The following is a 15,034-nucleotide window of genomic DNA, read 5'->3' on the forward strand; positions in this document are numbered from 1 at the left end:
AGACGATGGGCCCATGCAGGTTCTGGAGCGGTTCTCAGCGGCGACCAAGGAGTGGTTCGCCGCTTCCTTCGACGCGCCGACGCCCGCCCAGGCCGGCGCCTGGGATTCCATCAGCCAGGGTGAAAACACGCTGGTCGTGGCGCCCACCGGGTCCGGCAAGACGCTGGCGGCGTTCCTCTGGGCGATCGACCGGCTGGCCAGCACGCCCAAGCCGGCCGACAAGCAGCGGCGCTGCCGGGTGCTCTACGTCTCACCGCTCAAGGCACTGGCCGTCGACGTCGAGCGCAACCTTCGCAGCCCGCTCACCGGCATCGGTCACACCGCGCAACGACTCGGGCTGGAGCGGCCCGACATCGAGGTCGCGGTGCGGTCCGGCGACACTCCGGCCGACGACCGGCGACGGTTCGCGCGCACCCCGGCTGACGTTCTGATCACCACGCCGGAGTCGCTGTTCCTGCTGCTCACCTCGCAGGCGCGCGACGCGCTGCGTGGCGTGGAGACCGTGATCGTCGACGAGGTACACGCCGTGTCCGGCACCAAGCGTGGCGCTCATCTCGCGCTGTGTCTCGAGCGGCTCGACGCGCTGCTGGAGCGGCCGGCGCAGCGGATCGGGCTGTCGGCCACCGTTCGCCCGGTCGAGACCGTGGCGCGCTTCTTGGGGGGCAGCCGGCCGGTTCAGGTGGTCAACCCGCCCTACGCCAAGCAGTTCGACCTGCAGGTGGTCGTTCCGATCGAAGACATGAGCGCGCTCGGCGAGGTGCTGTCCGACGACCAGCAGTTCGGCGCGGCGGCCGGGCCCGAGCGACGGTCGTCGATCTGGCCGCACGTCGAGGAACGCGTGGCCGACCTCGTCGAGGAGCACCGCTCGACGCTGGTGTTCTCCAACTCCCGGCGGCTGGCCGAGCGGCTGACCGCGCGATTGAACGAGATCTCCTACGAACGCACTCATGGCGAAGCCATGCCCGAGGGCGAACCGCCGGCGCAGATCATGGCGCAGTCCGGCGCGGCCAAGGGTGCCGAGGGCGTGCTGGCGCGGGCTCACCACGGCTCGGTCAGCAAGGAGCAGCGGGCGCTGATCGAAGACGACCTGAAGTCCGGACGGCTGCCGTGCGTGGTGGCCACCAGCAGCCTGGAGCTCGGCATCGACATGGGCGCGGTCGACCTCGTGGTGCAGGTCGAGGCGCCGCCGTCGGTGGCCAGCGGCCTGCAGCGGGTCGGGCGGGCCGGGCACCAGGTCGGTGCCGTCTCGCGCGGCGTGATCTTCCCGAAGTTCCGTGGCGACCTGGTGGCGACCGCGGTGGTCACCGACCGGATGCGCACCGGGCAGATCGAAGAGACCCGGATGCCGGCCAACCCGCTCGACGTGCTGGCCCAGCAGGTGGTCGCGGCGGTCTGCATGGACGGGTGGGACGTCGACGACCTCTACGACCTGGTGCGAGGCGCGGCACCGTTCGCGACGCTGCCGCGGTCGGCGTACGAAGCGGTGCTCGACATGCTGGCCGGGCGCTATCCGTCAGACGAGTTCGCGGAGTTGCGGCCGCGGGTGGTGTGGGACCGGGTGGCCGGGTCGTTGAGCGCGCGGCCCGGTGCGCAGCGGCTGGCGGTGACCAGCGGCGGCACGATCCCCGACCGCGGGTTGTTCGGTGTGTTCCTCGTCGGTGAGAAGGCGTCCCGGGTCGGCGAGCTCGACGAGGAGATGGTCTACGAGTCGCGCGTGGGCGACGTGTTCACGCTCGGTGCCTCGTCCTGGCGGATCGAGGACATCACCCACGACCGGGTGCTGGTCTCGCCCGCGCCCGGCCAGCCCGGCCGGCTGCCGTTCTGGAAGGGCGACACGCTCGGGCGGCCGGCGGAGCTGGGGCGCGCGATCGGCGGTTTCGTTCGCGAGCTGGTCAAGCTCGGGCCGGAGGCCGGGACCGCGCGCGTGCGCGAGGTCGGGCTCGACGAGTGGGCGGCGGCCAACCTGGTTTCCTACGTGCAGGAGCAGAAGCAGGCCACCAAGCACGTCCCCACCGACAAGACGATCGTGGTCGAGCGGTTCCGCGACGAGCTGGGCGACTGGCGGCTGTGCGTGCACTCGCCCTATGGCGCGGCGGTGCACGCGCCGTGGGCGCTGGCGATCGCCGGGCGGCTGCGTGAGCGCTACGGCGTCGACGTCCAGGCCATTCACGCCGACGACGGCATCGTGCTGCGGATCCCCGACACCGAAGCCGATCCGCCGTCGGCCGAGCTGGTGGCATTCGACCACGACGAGATCGAGCAGCTGGTCACCGAGGAGATCGGTGGGTCGGCGCTGTTCGCGTCGCGGTTCCGCGAGTGCGCGGCGCGGGCGTTGCTCCTGCCCAGGCGTGACCCCAAGCGGCGGTCGCCGTTGTGGCAGCAGCGGCAGCGGTCGGCACAGCTGCTGGCGGTGGCCAGCAAGTACGGCTCGTTCCCGATCGTGCTGGAGACCGTGCGCGAGTGCCTGCAGGACGTCTACGACCTGCCCGGGCTGGTCGGCCTGCTGCGCGACATCTCGGCCCGCCGGGTGCGGGTCGTCGAGGTCGAGACCCAGGAGCCGTCGCCGTTCGCGAAGTCGCTGACGTTCGGCTACATCGCGGCGTTCATGTACGAAGGCGACGCACCGCTGGCCGAACGCAAGGCGGCGGCGCTGGCGCTCGACCAGTCGCTGCTGTCCGAGCTGCTCGGCCACACCGAGCTGCGCGACCTGCTCGATCCGGGTGTGGTGGTGCAGACCGAGGTGGAGCTGCAGCGGCTGGCCGACGATCGGAAGGCCCGCAACGCCGAAGAGGTGGCCGACCTGCTTCGGCTGCTCGGGCCGTTGTCGACCGCCGAGGCCGTCGAACGTTCGGCCGAGTCGTCGTCCGTCGTCGGTGGCTGGCTGGCGGAGCTGGAGAGTGCACGGCGGCTGATCCGGGTGAAGATCGCCGGGGTTGAGCGCTGGGCCGGCGTCGAGGATGCCGGGCGGCTGCGCGACGCGCTGGGGATTCCGTTGCCGGTTGGCGTTCCGGAGGCGTTCCTCGCGCCGATGGCCGATCCGCTGGGTGACCTGGTGGCGCGCTATGCCCGCACGCACGGGCCGTTCCACGCTCTGCAGGTGGCCGAGCGGTTCGGGCTGGGTGTGGCGGTCGTGCTCGACACGTTGCGGCGGCTGGCCGGCGAGGGCCGGGTGTCGGAGGGTGAGTTCCGGGCCGGCGAGCTCGGCACCGAGTGGTGCGACAGCGGAGTGCTGCGCACGATCCGGCGGCGTTCGCTGGCGGCGTTGCGGCGCGAGGTCGAGCCGGTGGAGCCGGTCGAGCTGGCGCGGTTCCTGCCGGCGTGGCAGCACGTCGGTGGGCGGTTGCGTGGCGTCGAAGGCGTGCTGCGGGTGGTCGAGCAGCTGGCCGGGTGCGCGGTGCCGGCGTCGGCGCTGGAGCCGCTGGTGCTGTCCGCGCGAGTCGTCGACTACTCCCCTGCGATGCTCGACGAGCTGACCGCTTCGGGCGAGGTGGTGTGGGCCGGGCATGGTGCACTGCCGGGTGCCGACGGGTGGGTCTCGCTGCACCTGGCCGACACGGCCGACCTCACGTTGCCGGATCCCGATCCGGAGTTCGAGCCGGGGACCTTGCACCAGGCGGTCGTCGACCTGCTGTCGCCGGGTGGTGGGTTCTTCTTCCACCAGCTGTCCGATGCCGTGGGCGCGACCAACGACACCGAGCTGGCCACCGTGTTGTGGGACCTCGTGTGGGCCGGCCAGCTGACTGGCGACACGCTGGCGCCGCTGCGCGCACTGCTCGGCGGCGGGCGCACGGCACACCGGTCGCAACGTTCCTCGCCCCGAGCCCGGGTGGCCGGCCGGCCTCGGCTGGCCCGGCCGTCGATGCCGAGCCGCACCGGCCCGCCCACCGTGGCCGGCCGCTGGTCGGCGCTCCCCCTGCGCGAGCCCGACCCGACCCGGCGCGCCCACGCCGCCGCCGAAGCCCTGCTCGACCGGCACGGCATCGTGACCCGCGGCGCCGTCATGTCCGAAGGCCTGCCCGGCGGCTTCGCCGCGACCTACAAGGTCCTGACGGCATTCGAGGAGTCCGGCCGCTGCCGACGTGGCTACTTCGTCGCCGGCCTGGGCGCCGCCCAGTTCGGCGCACCAGGAGCGGTCGACCGCCTGCGCGCGGGAAGTGGCGGCAGCGGTGACAGCAGGTCGGACGAGAAGCCCAACCGCACGGTCGTGCTGGCCGCGACCGACCCCGCCAACCCCTACGGCGCGGCCCTGCCCTGGCCCGACCAACCGTCCGACCACGGCCACCGTCCCGGCCGCAAAGCCGGCGCCCTCGTCGTCCTCGTCGACGGCGCCCTGATCCTCTACGTCGAACGCGGCGGGCGCAGCCTCCTCACCTGGACCGAAGACTCGCTCCTCCTCCAACCCGCCGCCGACGCCCTCGCCCTCTCCGTCCGCGACGGCATGCTCGGCAAACTCACCGTCGAACGCGCCAACAGCGAAGGCGTCCTCCAGCCAGGCCCACCCGGCCCACTGGCAACCGCCCTCTCCGCCGCCGGCTTCCACACCACCCCGCGCGGCCTCCGCCTGCGCAGCTAGGTCGTATCTCCAAAGGAGCCGGTCGGAACCAGCAACAACAAAACCCGCATGACGGATACGTCGCATCGATGCCGGTCCTCCAAGCTATGGTCCCGCCCGGAGAGCCGAAAGCCTCACGTCGTCAGGTGTCGGCGACTGTGCTCCTACTCGCGATCCAGCGCGGCTGGGACGGCGCACCGTTGCCGGATCCCTCGACTTGGACGGCACAAGGCGGTAGCTACGTCTCTGGCCACGTGTTCTTGGTTGTCATCGGCCTTACCGCAGAGGTGGCACTCGCCTGCCTGTTCTCGGCCGGTACAGCCTTGCTGGTGACCCGGACGATGCCGGCAACTCTGTCCCCGAACGGTGCGTGGGCAACACGCTGCGCTGGCGCCGGAGCGCCACCGCGGACGTCGAACTGATCGGATGAGAAAGGCCGGCTCAGAGGGCACCGAACCCGCGACAACCCGGATGGCCCGACCCGCCCGGACAAAAGTGATCCTGCTGCGACCGGCAGGGACACCGACGATCGAGTTCCAGCCCCGAAGTCTGAGCCGCCCAAACCGACGGCAGGATGAGGTTGCAGCCTGGCGCCCTTACCCGCCGGCGAGCTGGTCGAGGATGGCGGCCGCTCGGTTGAGGGCAGCCAGGTCGGCCCGGCTCAACTGCTCCAGGTCGGCCGCCAGGGTGGCGATCCGGCGGGCGCGGGCCGCCTCCATCAGGCGGCGGCCGGATGCCGTCGCGCGTACGGTCACCACCCGGCGGTCGGCCGCGGACCGGACCCGCTGGACCAGCCCTTGCTCCTCCAGCAGCGACACCGTGCGCGTGATCGCCGGCGCGGTCACGCGTTCGGCGTCGGCGAGTTGGCCGATGGTGCGCTCGCCGGCGTAGACCAGGACGGACAGCAGGGACATCCGCTCGGCGGTCAGGCCCGACTGCTCGTCCGTCCGGGCGATCCGGCGCAGCAGGTGGATCGCCACGCTGTTGAGCCGATTGGCCACGGCGATCCGATCGTCGTCGGCAGGCAGGCCCTTGGGCAGCGGCGGGATTGACACGGATACTTCAGCTCCTTAGTATTTCACTACCTGAAGTACTTTACAGGAGGCTCAGATGGCCTTGGAGATCAGCGCTGTCGGCCAGATCCACATCAGCGTCACCGACCTGGACCGCTCGATCACGTTCTATCGTGACGTGCTCGGCCTGCCGTTCCTCTTCCGCGTGCCCGGCCAGCCGATGGCGTTCTTCGACTGTGGCGGTGTGCGCCTCTACCTCGGCATTCCCGAGGACGAACGGTTCCGTTCACAGCCGATGCTCTATTTCACCGTCCCCGACATCGACGCGGCCTACGCCGAGTTGGAGACGGCCGGCGCCGAGTTGTTCGACCGGCCCCACATCGTCAACCGTACGGACGATTCGGAGCTGTGGCTCGCCGTCTTCACCGATCCCGACGGGTGCAAGCTGGCCCTGATGGAGGAACGCACCCAGCCCGCACCCAGCGGCTTTACAGCCGATTGACAGGCACCTACGCCACGATCGGCGCATGCTGCGAAAACTGGAGCGTCGACTGCACCGAACGGCAACCCGTTTCCACCGCTACCGCCGCGAGATCGCCATCCCGGCAGCCGACCGCCTGGTGGCCGCGCCCGTCTTCATCATCTGCTCTGTGCGCTCGGGGTCGACGCTCCTGCGCTGCGTCCTCAACAGCCATTCGCGGATCCACGCGCCGCACGAGCTGCACCTGCGCTGGCTGCAGCTGGACGTCAAGCAGCCGTACGCCGAGACGTCCGTCGAGCTGCTCGGCCTGGACAAGGAGCAACTGGAGCACCTGCTCTGGGATCGGCTGCTACATCGCGAGCTGGTGCTGAGCGGCAAGTCCATCGTGGTCGACAAGACGCCGTCGAACTCGACGTTCTGGCCACGGCTGGCCGAGTGCTGGCCGAACGCCCGCTACATCTTCCTGACCCGGCACCCCGGCTCGATCTTCGAGTCGCTCCGCGCCACCCACCCCGACCGCGCCGACGACGTCCACGCCCGCGCGGTGCTCGGCCACCTCACCGGCGTCGACGAGGCGAAGAACAAGCTGCCGGGCCACGTCGTGCGGTACGAGGACCTCACCACCGAGCCGGAACGTGTCACGCGGGACCTCTGCACCTTCCTCGGCGTCGACTGGGAGCGGCGGATGCTCGACTACGGCAGCAGGGAGCACGGCCCGTTCCGCCCAGGCGTCGGCGACTGGAGCGCCAACATCCGCTCCGGCGAGATCCGGGCACCGCGCCCGGCCCCGGAGCCGGACAGCATCCCGGAACTCCTCCATCCGATCGCCCGCACGTGGGGCTACCTCTGAAACCGCGGCCCTGCCGCCGGGCTCGCGGGAGGTGCCGGAAACGCTAGGCGATCTGTTCCAAGGGGTCGCCGGTCAAGCGCGCGGCGCATGGCGCCGTTCGTGGGGGTGGGCACAGCCGGAGGAGGAGCCAGGAAGGGCCTCCGGCGATCGACGACAACGCAGCCAGCGTGGATGCCAGGCGCCGCGCGTCAGGCGACCCCTTGGAACAGATCGCCTAGGGCCGTCGGCGCAGCACCAGCAGGTCGACGCCCGCGATCACGACGGTGACCAGACAGATGCCCGCCGCGATCCAGTTGGCTTCCGGCCGGCCCACCGCCCGCAGGGCCAGCACGGCGAACGCCACCGCGCCGATCAGCCCGCCGGCGAGTGCCATGCCGGCCAGCACCCGCCGCAGGCCGTACGGGCTGCGCGCGGCCAGTGGCTCGGTCCCGGTTCGGCGAAGTCTCATCGTTGGTCAGGGCTCCCGGCCCATCCGTTCAGAGGTTCGGCGGGGCGAGGCTGATGTCGGCGAGTACGGACGTCGGCTGACGCGCCGCCGCCAGGTCACCGATCGAGAGGGCGCCGACGGGGTGGCCGTTGTCGTCGACCACGGGGAGGCGGCGTACGGCGCGCTCGCGCATGACGCCGATCGCCGCTTCGATCGGGGTGCTCGGCGTGACCGCGACCAGGTCCTCGCTGCAGATCTGGCCCGCCCGGGTCATCACCGGGTCGAGGCCGGCGGCGATCACCCTGACCACGAGGTCGCGGTCGGTAAGGATGCCGATCAGGCGGTCGCCTTCCATGACGAAGACGTCGCCGACGTGGTTGTCGCGCATCTGTTCCGCGGTCTCGGTCACCGTGGCGACCGCGGCCACGCTGATGACCTCCGGAGTCATCACGTCGGCGGCCGTGCCGGTGGTGCGGGGTTCGCTTCGCGTTGCCATGAGGTCCTCCTCTCGTTGCCCGTTCGACGCGCATACCCCGCCCCTCATATGCAAACTAATACAATGTGCATATTCGTTTTTACGCTTCGTATTCGCGCATTCTCATTCCGGACACACATTGCGTTTTCCGGACACATCTTCCGAATGCTGAACGGGAAATCTCGGCATGCGAGCGCAATCGCGAGGAAGCGGTTTAGCCATCTCCCGCTTCGGGGAGCCCTCAAAGTACGAGGGAACAAACCAAGGAGGGGTTTGCCCATGTCGACGACCGTCCAAAACACCCCGGTTCTGGACAGCACGTCGCAACACAATTCCGAAGCGTTAGTGCAGGATCACCTGGAGCTCGCTCGCAAGCTCGCATACCGGTACGCGGGGCGTGGAGAACCGGTCGAGGAGCTGGTCCAGGTCGCGATGCTCGGACTGGTCCAGGCCGCCAAACGTTACGATCCCGAACGCGGCAACGGTTTCGTGCCGTTCGCCGTACCCACGATCCTCGGTGAGATCCGACGCTACTTCCGCGACCAGTGCTGGGCGGTCCGCATCCCCCGCCCTCTGCACGACTTGTACCGCCAGCTGCAACCTGCTCGCGAAGAGCTGTCCGCAAAGCTCAACCGCGCACCGACGCCGCGGGAGCTCGCCGAGCACCTCAAGGTCGACGAACACGACATCCTCGAGGCACTCGAGTGCGGAACGGCCTACAGCGCGGTCTCTCTCGACGCACCCGAGGCCGACTCCGACGACGGCAGCCGTACGGTCGGCGAGACCGTCGGTGCCGACGACGACCGGATGGACCTCGTCGAGAAGCGCGAAGCCGTACGCGGTGCGCTGGCCCAACTTCCCAGCCGGGAAAGGCGAATCCTCGTCCTGCGTTACTACGGCGAGCGCACCCAGGCCGAGATCGCCGAAGAGCTCGGCATCTCGCAGATGCACGTGTCAAGACTCCTGACATCCACCCTCAAGCTGATCCGATCCGCCGTACTGGAGGACGAGGCCGAGCCGATCCGCTGGCCGGCTCCCCGTCGCCACTCCCGCGCTGCCTGACTCCAACTCCTGACCGAGAACGTTCCGCCCACCACGACAACGACGGCACCAAGCCGGCCGAATGGCCGCCCGCCACCGCGGTGGAGGGGTTTGACCGCTGTCGTGGCGGGCGGGGTCTGGAACGTGGAAAAAGCGCTACCAGTCGGTGCCCCGCATAACGCGACCAAAACAACTCGACACGACCTGCGGTCAATTACCGCGAAGGAGAGCGAACATGCAAGTCGCCCTCGTTTCAGTACACGTTGGGACGCATACAAAAGCGCTGGCAAAAGCCCTGGCCACAGCGCACGACGTCACGATTTACACGCGTAACGAAGGTTCCAGATATCCCGCCCGTGAGAATATTTCCGATCAGCTGGAATTGGTACGACTTCCCGTCGGTCCGGGCAGGCAACTCGCCGAGCCCGACCTGCTGAAACTTGTGCCGGATTTCGGCGCCGCGCTCGCCGAGGCGTGGGCCGTCCGCCCGCCCGACGTCGCGCACTCGCAGTCGTGGCTGGCCGGCCTCGCCGCGCTGGTCGGTCGCGAGAACCGGGCGATCCCCCTCGTGCACACCTGCCACGGCCTGGTGGCCTCCTGGCTGCGGCACACCCGCTCCGGCGACGACCATGCCTCCGGACCGATCGAGTCCGCCGTCGACCCCGCCGTGGCCGAACGGATCCGGCTCGAGAGCGCGATCGCGCATGACGTCGACCAGCTGATCGTGACGAACCGGGCAGAAGTCGAAGAGCTGCGAACGATGGGTGTCCGGAGCTCGAAGGTGACGGTGATCCCGAACGGCGTCGACCTGGAGCACTTCCGGCTGAGCGGCGAGCCCACGTCCGGCTCGGGCGGCGGGCCGCGGCTGTTGATGCTCGACGGAATCGGCGCCCACCACGGCGTCGAGACCATGGTCACAGCGCTGCGCGGAATCCCCGACGCCGAGCTCGTGGTCGCGGGCGGGCCGGCGCGGAGCCGGCTGAAGCAGGACGACTCGGCCAAGCGGGTACGCACGCTCGCCGACCAGTGCGGCGTGAGCAAGCGGGTCCAGCTGCTGGGCGCGGTGGCCTACGAGGGTCTGCCCGCGCTGATCAGCTCCGCCGACGCCGTGGTGAGCGTCTCGTCGTACGAGCCGGTGGGTGCGGCCGCGCTGCAGGCGATGGCGTCGGGCCGGGCCGTGATCGCGTCGGCGGTGGGCGCGCTGAGCGACGTGGTGATCGCCGGAACGACCGGCGTCGTCGTGCCTCCGGGCAAGCCACGCGCGCTGGCCGAGGGCACCCGGCAGCTGCTCCGCGATCCGCTACGGCTGGAGGGTTACGGGCTGGCCGGCCGGGAGCGCGCGGAGTTCCGGCACAGCTGGTCGCGAATCGCGACCGAGACCGCGCAGGTCTACGAGCGGGTGTACGAGCAGTCGTGCGCCGACCGGCTCATCGACATCATCTGAAAACCAGCCCGCAGAACGCGATTGGGGCGGCCAACGGCAAGCCGTTGGACGCCCCAATCGCGAGATTTTGGGTAGCTTTACTACAGCACGCGAACCTGTTCGGCCTGCGGACCCTTCTGCCCCTGGGTGGTCTCGAACTCCACCCGCTGACCCTCTTCAAGCTGCTTGAAGCCGGTGCCTTCGATGTTGCGGAAGTGAACGAACAGGTCCTTACCGCCTTCATCAGGGGTGATGAAGCCGTAGCCCTTGTCACCGTTGAACCACTTCACGGTGCCTTGCGACATTTAACTAACTCCTAGACCACGCGGTGTAACCCCGCGCGAATAGCACGATCCAGACTCGCCTGCGACGCGTCTGGCGGTTGCTGACGCCAACAACTCCTCGCACACACTAGCATGCGAATTGTCAACACGGAGGGCTCTCGAAGATCAGCGCGGCGTGACCGGGCAAGCACGGCGCCCAGTCGATGCGGATCTGTCCAGATCTGTCCGGGTCCGTCCACGCCAGTGCAGACGATCAGTGCGGATGATCAGTGCAGAGCGCGGCCCACGGCGAGCTTCCGGGTGTCGGGCGCCAGCATGCGCTCGGCCTCGGCCGTCTGGTCGTCGGGCTGCTCCTGCGACTCGCGTTCGGCCGCCACCCGAGCCTGGTAGATCTCGACCTCGTTCTTCGCCCGCTGCTCGTCCCACCCCAGCACGTCGGCCACGAGGGTGGCCACCGCCTCGGCGCTCTCCGTGCCGCGGTGTGGCGTCTCGATCGAGATGCGGGTGCGGCGGGCCAGCAGGTCGTCCAGGTGCACCGCGGCCTCGTGGGTGGCGGCGTAGCGGGCCTCGACCTTGAGGTATTCGCCCGCGCCGGGCAACGGCTCCAGCAGCGACGGGTCGTCGGCCGCCAGCTCGAACAGCTCGTCGATCAGCGAGCCGTAGCGGTCGAGCAGCCGGTTGATCCGCCACACCGGCAGCCCGTGCTCGGCGGCCAGGTCGTCGACCTGGTTGCTCAGCACGTGGTAGCCATCCGCGCCCAGCAGCGGGACGTACTCGGTCACCGACGGCTGCAGCTGCTGGCCGAGGTCTTCGGCGGCGGCGTTGACCGCATCGGCCGCCATCACGCGGTAGGTGGTGTATTTGCCGCCCGCGATCGACACCAGCCCGGCCAGCGGCCGGGCCACCGCGTGCTCCCGCGACAGCTGGCTGGTCTGCTCCGACTCCCCTGCCAGCAGCGGCCGGAGCCCGGCGTAGACACCTTCGATGTCGTCGTGCGTGAGCGGCACGGCCAGCACGTTGTTGACGTGCTGGATGAGGTAGTCGATGTCGGCCTTGCTCGCCGCCGGGTGTGCCTTCTCCAGCGACCAGTCGGTGTCGGTGGTGCCGATGATCCAGTGGTTGCCCCACGGGATCACGAACAGCACGGACTTCTCCGTGCGCAGGATCAGCCCGACCTCCGACGCGATCCGGTCGCGCGGCACGAGGATGTGGACGCCTTTGGACGCCCGCACCTTGAACCGGCCACGCCCGCCGGTGAGCCGCTGGATGTCGTCGGTCCAGACGCCGGTGCAGTTGATCACGACCTTGGCGCGTACGACCGTCGTGGCGCCGGTGTCGACGTCGCGCACCTCGGCCCCAACGATCCGGTTGCCCTCCCGCAGGAAGCCGATGACCTCCGCGGAGTTGCGTACGACCGCGCCGTAGCGAGCCGCGGTGCGGATCACGGTGAGGTTGAACCGAGCGTCGTCGGACTGGGCGTCGAAGTAACGCACCGCACCCACCAGCGCGTCGCCGCGCAGCCCCGGGCACAGCTTGAGCGCGCCCGTTCGCGAGAGGTGCCGATGGACGGGCACCGAGCGGCCCCGGCCCATCGTGTCGTAGAGGACCAGGCCGCTGCCGACGTACGGCCGCTCCCACCACCGGCGCTTCAGGGGGTAGAGGAACGGCACGGGCTTCACCAGGTGGGGCGCGAGCCGGGTGAGCATCAGCTCCCGCTCCTTCAGCGCCTCGGCCACCAGCCCGAAGTTCAGCTGCTCGAGGTAGCGCAGCCCGCCGTGGAACAGCTTGCTCGACCGGCTCGACGTGCCGCTGGCGAAATCACGGCTTTCCACCAGTGCGGTGGACAGCCCTCGGGTGACCGCGTCGAGGGCGGTGCCCGCTCCGGTGATCCCGCCGCCGACGACCAGGACGTCGAACTCACGCTCGCCAAGCTGCTTCCAGGCATCGGAGCGCTCCTGTGGCCCCAACCGCGCCGAGCCTTTCACGGCCACCTCCTGCTGCGAAGTTGTTCCCGGTGTCCCTCGAACCTACTCGTTGTTTTCTTCGAAGGTTATTGACACGACCCGGGGGGATCAATCTACTGGGGAGCACCCGACGTCCCTGTTTCCGGGCTGGCGGACCGGGTGCGGTCGGGCGACTCCAGTAACCGGCGGCTAGGCCTGTCCCGGCGTGTCTCGGACGAGGGGCAGTTCCTAACGGCCAGACGTTAGGAGGTCGTTGTGGGAACCATCATTCTCTCCGAGACGCTGGGCACGATGCTGCTCACGCTGCTCGGGTGCGGGGTTGTCGCCAACCACGTACTCAACAACACCAAGGGGCACGCCGGCGGCTTCCTCATGGTGAACTTCGGCTGGGGACTCGCGGTGTTCGCCGGTGTGTACGCGGCGTACAAGAGCGGTGCTCACCTCAATCCTGCCGTCACTCTCGGCTTGCTGGCCAACGGCGCCGACGAATACGCCAAGGGCGTGGACGTCAACCTGGTCAACACGATCGCCTACTTCATCGGCGAGTTCCTCGGCGGCTTCCTCGGCGGTGTCCTGTGCTGGTTGGCGTACCGGCAGCACTTCGACGTGCACGAGGTGCCGGAGGAGAAACTCGCGGTGTTCTCGACGGGGCCGCAGATCCGCAGCGTCACCTGGAACCTCGTGACCGAAATCATCGCGACCTTCGTCCTCGTGTTCATCATCATCATGTTCGGCAACACACCGAGCGGTCTCGGGCCGCTGGCGGTCGCCCTGCTCGTGGTCGGTATCGGCGCCTCGCTCGGTGGTCCCACCGGATACGCCATCAACCCCGCGCGTGACCTCGGACCACGGATCGCGCACGCGGTCGTGCCCATCAAGAACAAGGGATCCAACGACTGGAGCTACTCCTGGGTGCCTGTCGTCGGTCCCATCATCGGCGGCGTGCTCGCCGGTCTTCTAGCGCTCGCAATCAGCTAACGTCGGCTCTACGTCAGAAGGAGCACACGATGACCGACTATGTCGCCGCAATCGACCAAGGCACGACGAGCACGCGCTTCATGATCTTCGACCATGCGGGCCGTGTGGTGAACTCGCACCAGATCGAGCACGAGCAGATCTTCCCGCGTGCCGGCTGGGTCGAGCACGACGCCGAAGAGATCTGGCGCAACACTCGCGAAGTCGTCGGCGCGGCTCTCGCCAAGGCCGATCTCACGGCGTCCAGCATCGCAGCCGTCGGCGTGACCAACCAGCGCGAGACCGCGTTGGTCTGGGAACGTTCCACCGGCAAGCCTGTCTACAACGCGATCGTCTGGCAGGACACCAGGACCGACCGGATCTGCGAGGAGCTTGGCGCGCTCGGTGGCGGAGCCGAACGCTACAAGGACAAAGTGGGCCTGCCGCTCGCGACCTACTTCTCCGGGCCGAAGATCCGCTGGATCCTCGACAACGTCGACGGAGCCCGTGCGAAGGCCGAACGCGGTGAGCTGCTGTTCGGCAACATGGACACCTGGTTGCTGTGGAACATGACCGGCGGTCCCGAGGGCGGTATCCACATCACCGACGTCACCAACGCGTCCCGCACGATGCTGATGGACCTGTCCACCCTGCAATGGGATGCCGATATCGCCGGCGAGATGGGCGTGCCGATGTCGATGCTGCCGGAGATCCGGCCGTCGTCGGAGCGTTACGCCGAGGGACGTCAGGGCGGCTCGCTGCCCGGCGTTCCGATCGCGGGCGACCTCGGCGACCAGCAGGCGGCCACTTTCGGCCAAGTCTGCTTCGATGTCGGCAACGCCAAGAACACCTACGGCACCGGCAACTTCCTCTTGCTCAACACCGGCACCGAGCAGGTGAAGAGCGAGAACGGTCTGTTGACCACGGCCTGCTACAAGATCGGCGACGGCGACTGCGTCTACGCGCTCGAGGGCTCGATCGCCATCACCGGCGCGCTCGTGCAGTGGCTGCGCGACAACCTCGGGCTGATCGGGTCCGCGCCCGAGATCGAGCAGCTCGCCGCTTCGGTCGACGACAACGGCGGTGCCTACTTCGTGCCGGCGTTCTCCGGGCTGTTCGCGCCCTACTGGCGTTCCGACGCCCGCGGCGCGATCGTCGGGCTCACGCGCTACGTCAACAAGGGTCACCTGGCCCGGGCGGTGCTGGAGGCGACCGCGTTCCAGTCCCGCGAGGTGATGGACGCGATGAACGCCGACTCCGGCGTCCCGCTGACCGAGCTCAAGGTCGACGGCGGCATGGTCGCCAACGAGCTGCTGATGCAGTTCCAGGCCGACCTGCTCGGCGTCGACGTCGTACGCCCGAAGGTCGCCGAGACCACCGCGCTCGGCGCCGCGTACGCCGCCGGTCTGGCGGTGGGCTACTGGTCGACCCAGGACGACCTGCGGCAGAACTGGCAGGAGGACAAGCGCTGGACTCCGCAGGCCGACGCCAAGACGATCGACAAGGAGTACGCCAGCTGGAAGAAGGCGGTCACGAGAACCTTCGACTGGGTTGAACCAGACGCCTGACC

Annotated in this window: 12 protein-coding genes; 7 read left to right on the top strand and 5 right to left on the bottom strand. The window is 69.1% G+C overall.

The features are described from left to right. Positions 1–13 precede the first annotated feature (13 nt). Entirely contained in the window at positions 14–4,573 is a 4,560-nt protein-coding gene (locus tag ACYVF6_RS10785) for a DEAD/DEAH box helicase family protein (protein WP_460519510.1), read from the top strand. A gap of 575 nt (positions 4,574–5,148) precedes the next feature. Here ACYVF6_RS10785 and ACYVF6_RS10790 read toward each other — a convergent pair. Further along, positions 5,149–5,607, bottom strand: coding sequence for a MarR family winged helix-turn-helix transcriptional regulator (locus ACYVF6_RS10790; RefSeq protein ID WP_460519513.1), 459 nt, complete (start codon positions 5,605–5,607; stop codon positions 5,149–5,151). A 55-nt stretch (positions 5,608–5,662) separates the two neighbouring features. Between ACYVF6_RS10790 and ACYVF6_RS10795 the strand changes: the two genes are divergently transcribed. Then, positions 5,663–6,067, top strand: a complete 405-nt coding sequence (locus ACYVF6_RS10795; RefSeq protein ID WP_460519516.1) for a VOC family protein — start codon at positions 5,663–5,665, stop codon at positions 6,065–6,067. A 25-nt stretch (positions 6,068–6,092) separates the two neighbouring features. Next, positions 6,093–6,896 (top strand): sulfotransferase family protein, encoded by an 804-nt coding sequence (locus ACYVF6_RS10800; protein ID WP_460519519.1) that lies wholly within the window; start codon positions 6,093–6,095, stop codon positions 6,894–6,896. A gap of 214 nt (positions 6,897–7,110) precedes the next feature. On the opposite strand, the gene ACYVF6_RS10805 is transcribed toward ACYVF6_RS10800, so the two are convergent. Further along, positions 7,111–7,344 (bottom strand): DUF6343 family protein, encoded by a 234-nt coding sequence (locus ACYVF6_RS10805; RefSeq protein ID WP_460519522.1) that lies wholly within the window; start codon positions 7,342–7,344, stop codon positions 7,111–7,113. A gap of 28 nt (positions 7,345–7,372) precedes the next feature. Further along, positions 7,373–7,819: a CBS domain-containing protein gene (locus ACYVF6_RS10810; RefSeq protein WP_460519526.1), complete on the bottom strand. Its 447-nt coding sequence runs from the start codon at positions 7,817–7,819 to the stop codon at positions 7,373–7,375. A 258-nt stretch (positions 7,820–8,077) separates the two neighbouring features. Here ACYVF6_RS10810 and ACYVF6_RS10815 point away from each other — a divergent pair, with 258 nt between their 5' ends. Both ACYVF6_RS10815 and ACYVF6_RS10820 read left to right on the top strand, forming a co-directional pair. Further along, positions 8,078–8,860 carry a sigma-70 family RNA polymerase sigma factor gene (locus ACYVF6_RS10815; RefSeq protein WP_460519529.1) on the top strand — a complete coding sequence of 261 codons (783 nt, stop codon included), beginning with the start codon at positions 8,078–8,080 and terminating at the stop codon, positions 8,858–8,860. Positions 8,861–9,074: 214 nt separating this feature from the next. After that, positions 9,075–10,283 (top strand): glycosyltransferase family protein, encoded by a 1,209-nt coding sequence (locus ACYVF6_RS10820; RefSeq protein ID WP_460519532.1) that lies wholly within the window; start codon positions 9,075–9,077, stop codon positions 10,281–10,283. An 80-nt stretch (positions 10,284–10,363) separates the two neighbouring features. Here the strand turns inward: ACYVF6_RS10820 and ACYVF6_RS10825 are convergent, their stop codons facing one another. Next, positions 10,364–10,567 carry a cold-shock protein gene (locus tag ACYVF6_RS10825; protein ID WP_460519535.1) on the bottom strand — a complete coding sequence of 68 codons (204 nt, stop codon included), beginning with the start codon at positions 10,565–10,567 and terminating at the stop codon, positions 10,364–10,366. Between the two features lie 245 nt (positions 10,568–10,812). Further along, the gene (locus ACYVF6_RS10830) at positions 10,813–12,531 is read right to left on the bottom strand and encodes a glycerol-3-phosphate dehydrogenase/oxidase (protein WP_460519538.1); all 1,719 of its coding nucleotides are present in this window, start codon (positions 12,529–12,531) and stop codon (positions 10,813–10,815) included. 234 nt (positions 12,532–12,765) lie between these two features. Between ACYVF6_RS10830 and ACYVF6_RS10835 the strand changes: the two genes are divergently transcribed. After that, positions 12,766–13,488 carry an MIP/aquaporin family protein gene (locus ACYVF6_RS10835; RefSeq protein ID WP_460519541.1) on the top strand — a complete coding sequence of 241 codons (723 nt, stop codon included), beginning with the start codon at positions 12,766–12,768 and terminating at the stop codon, positions 13,486–13,488. Positions 13,489–13,517: 29 nt separating this feature from the next. Beyond that, the gene (gene glpK / locus ACYVF6_RS10840) at positions 13,518–15,032 is read left to right on the top strand and encodes an FGGY family carbohydrate kinase (RefSeq protein ID WP_460519544.1); all 1,515 of its coding nucleotides are present in this window, start codon (positions 13,518–13,520) and stop codon (positions 15,030–15,032) included. Positions 15,033–15,034: the final 2 nt, after the last annotated feature.

Source organism: Flindersiella endophytica (assembly GCF_054779015.1).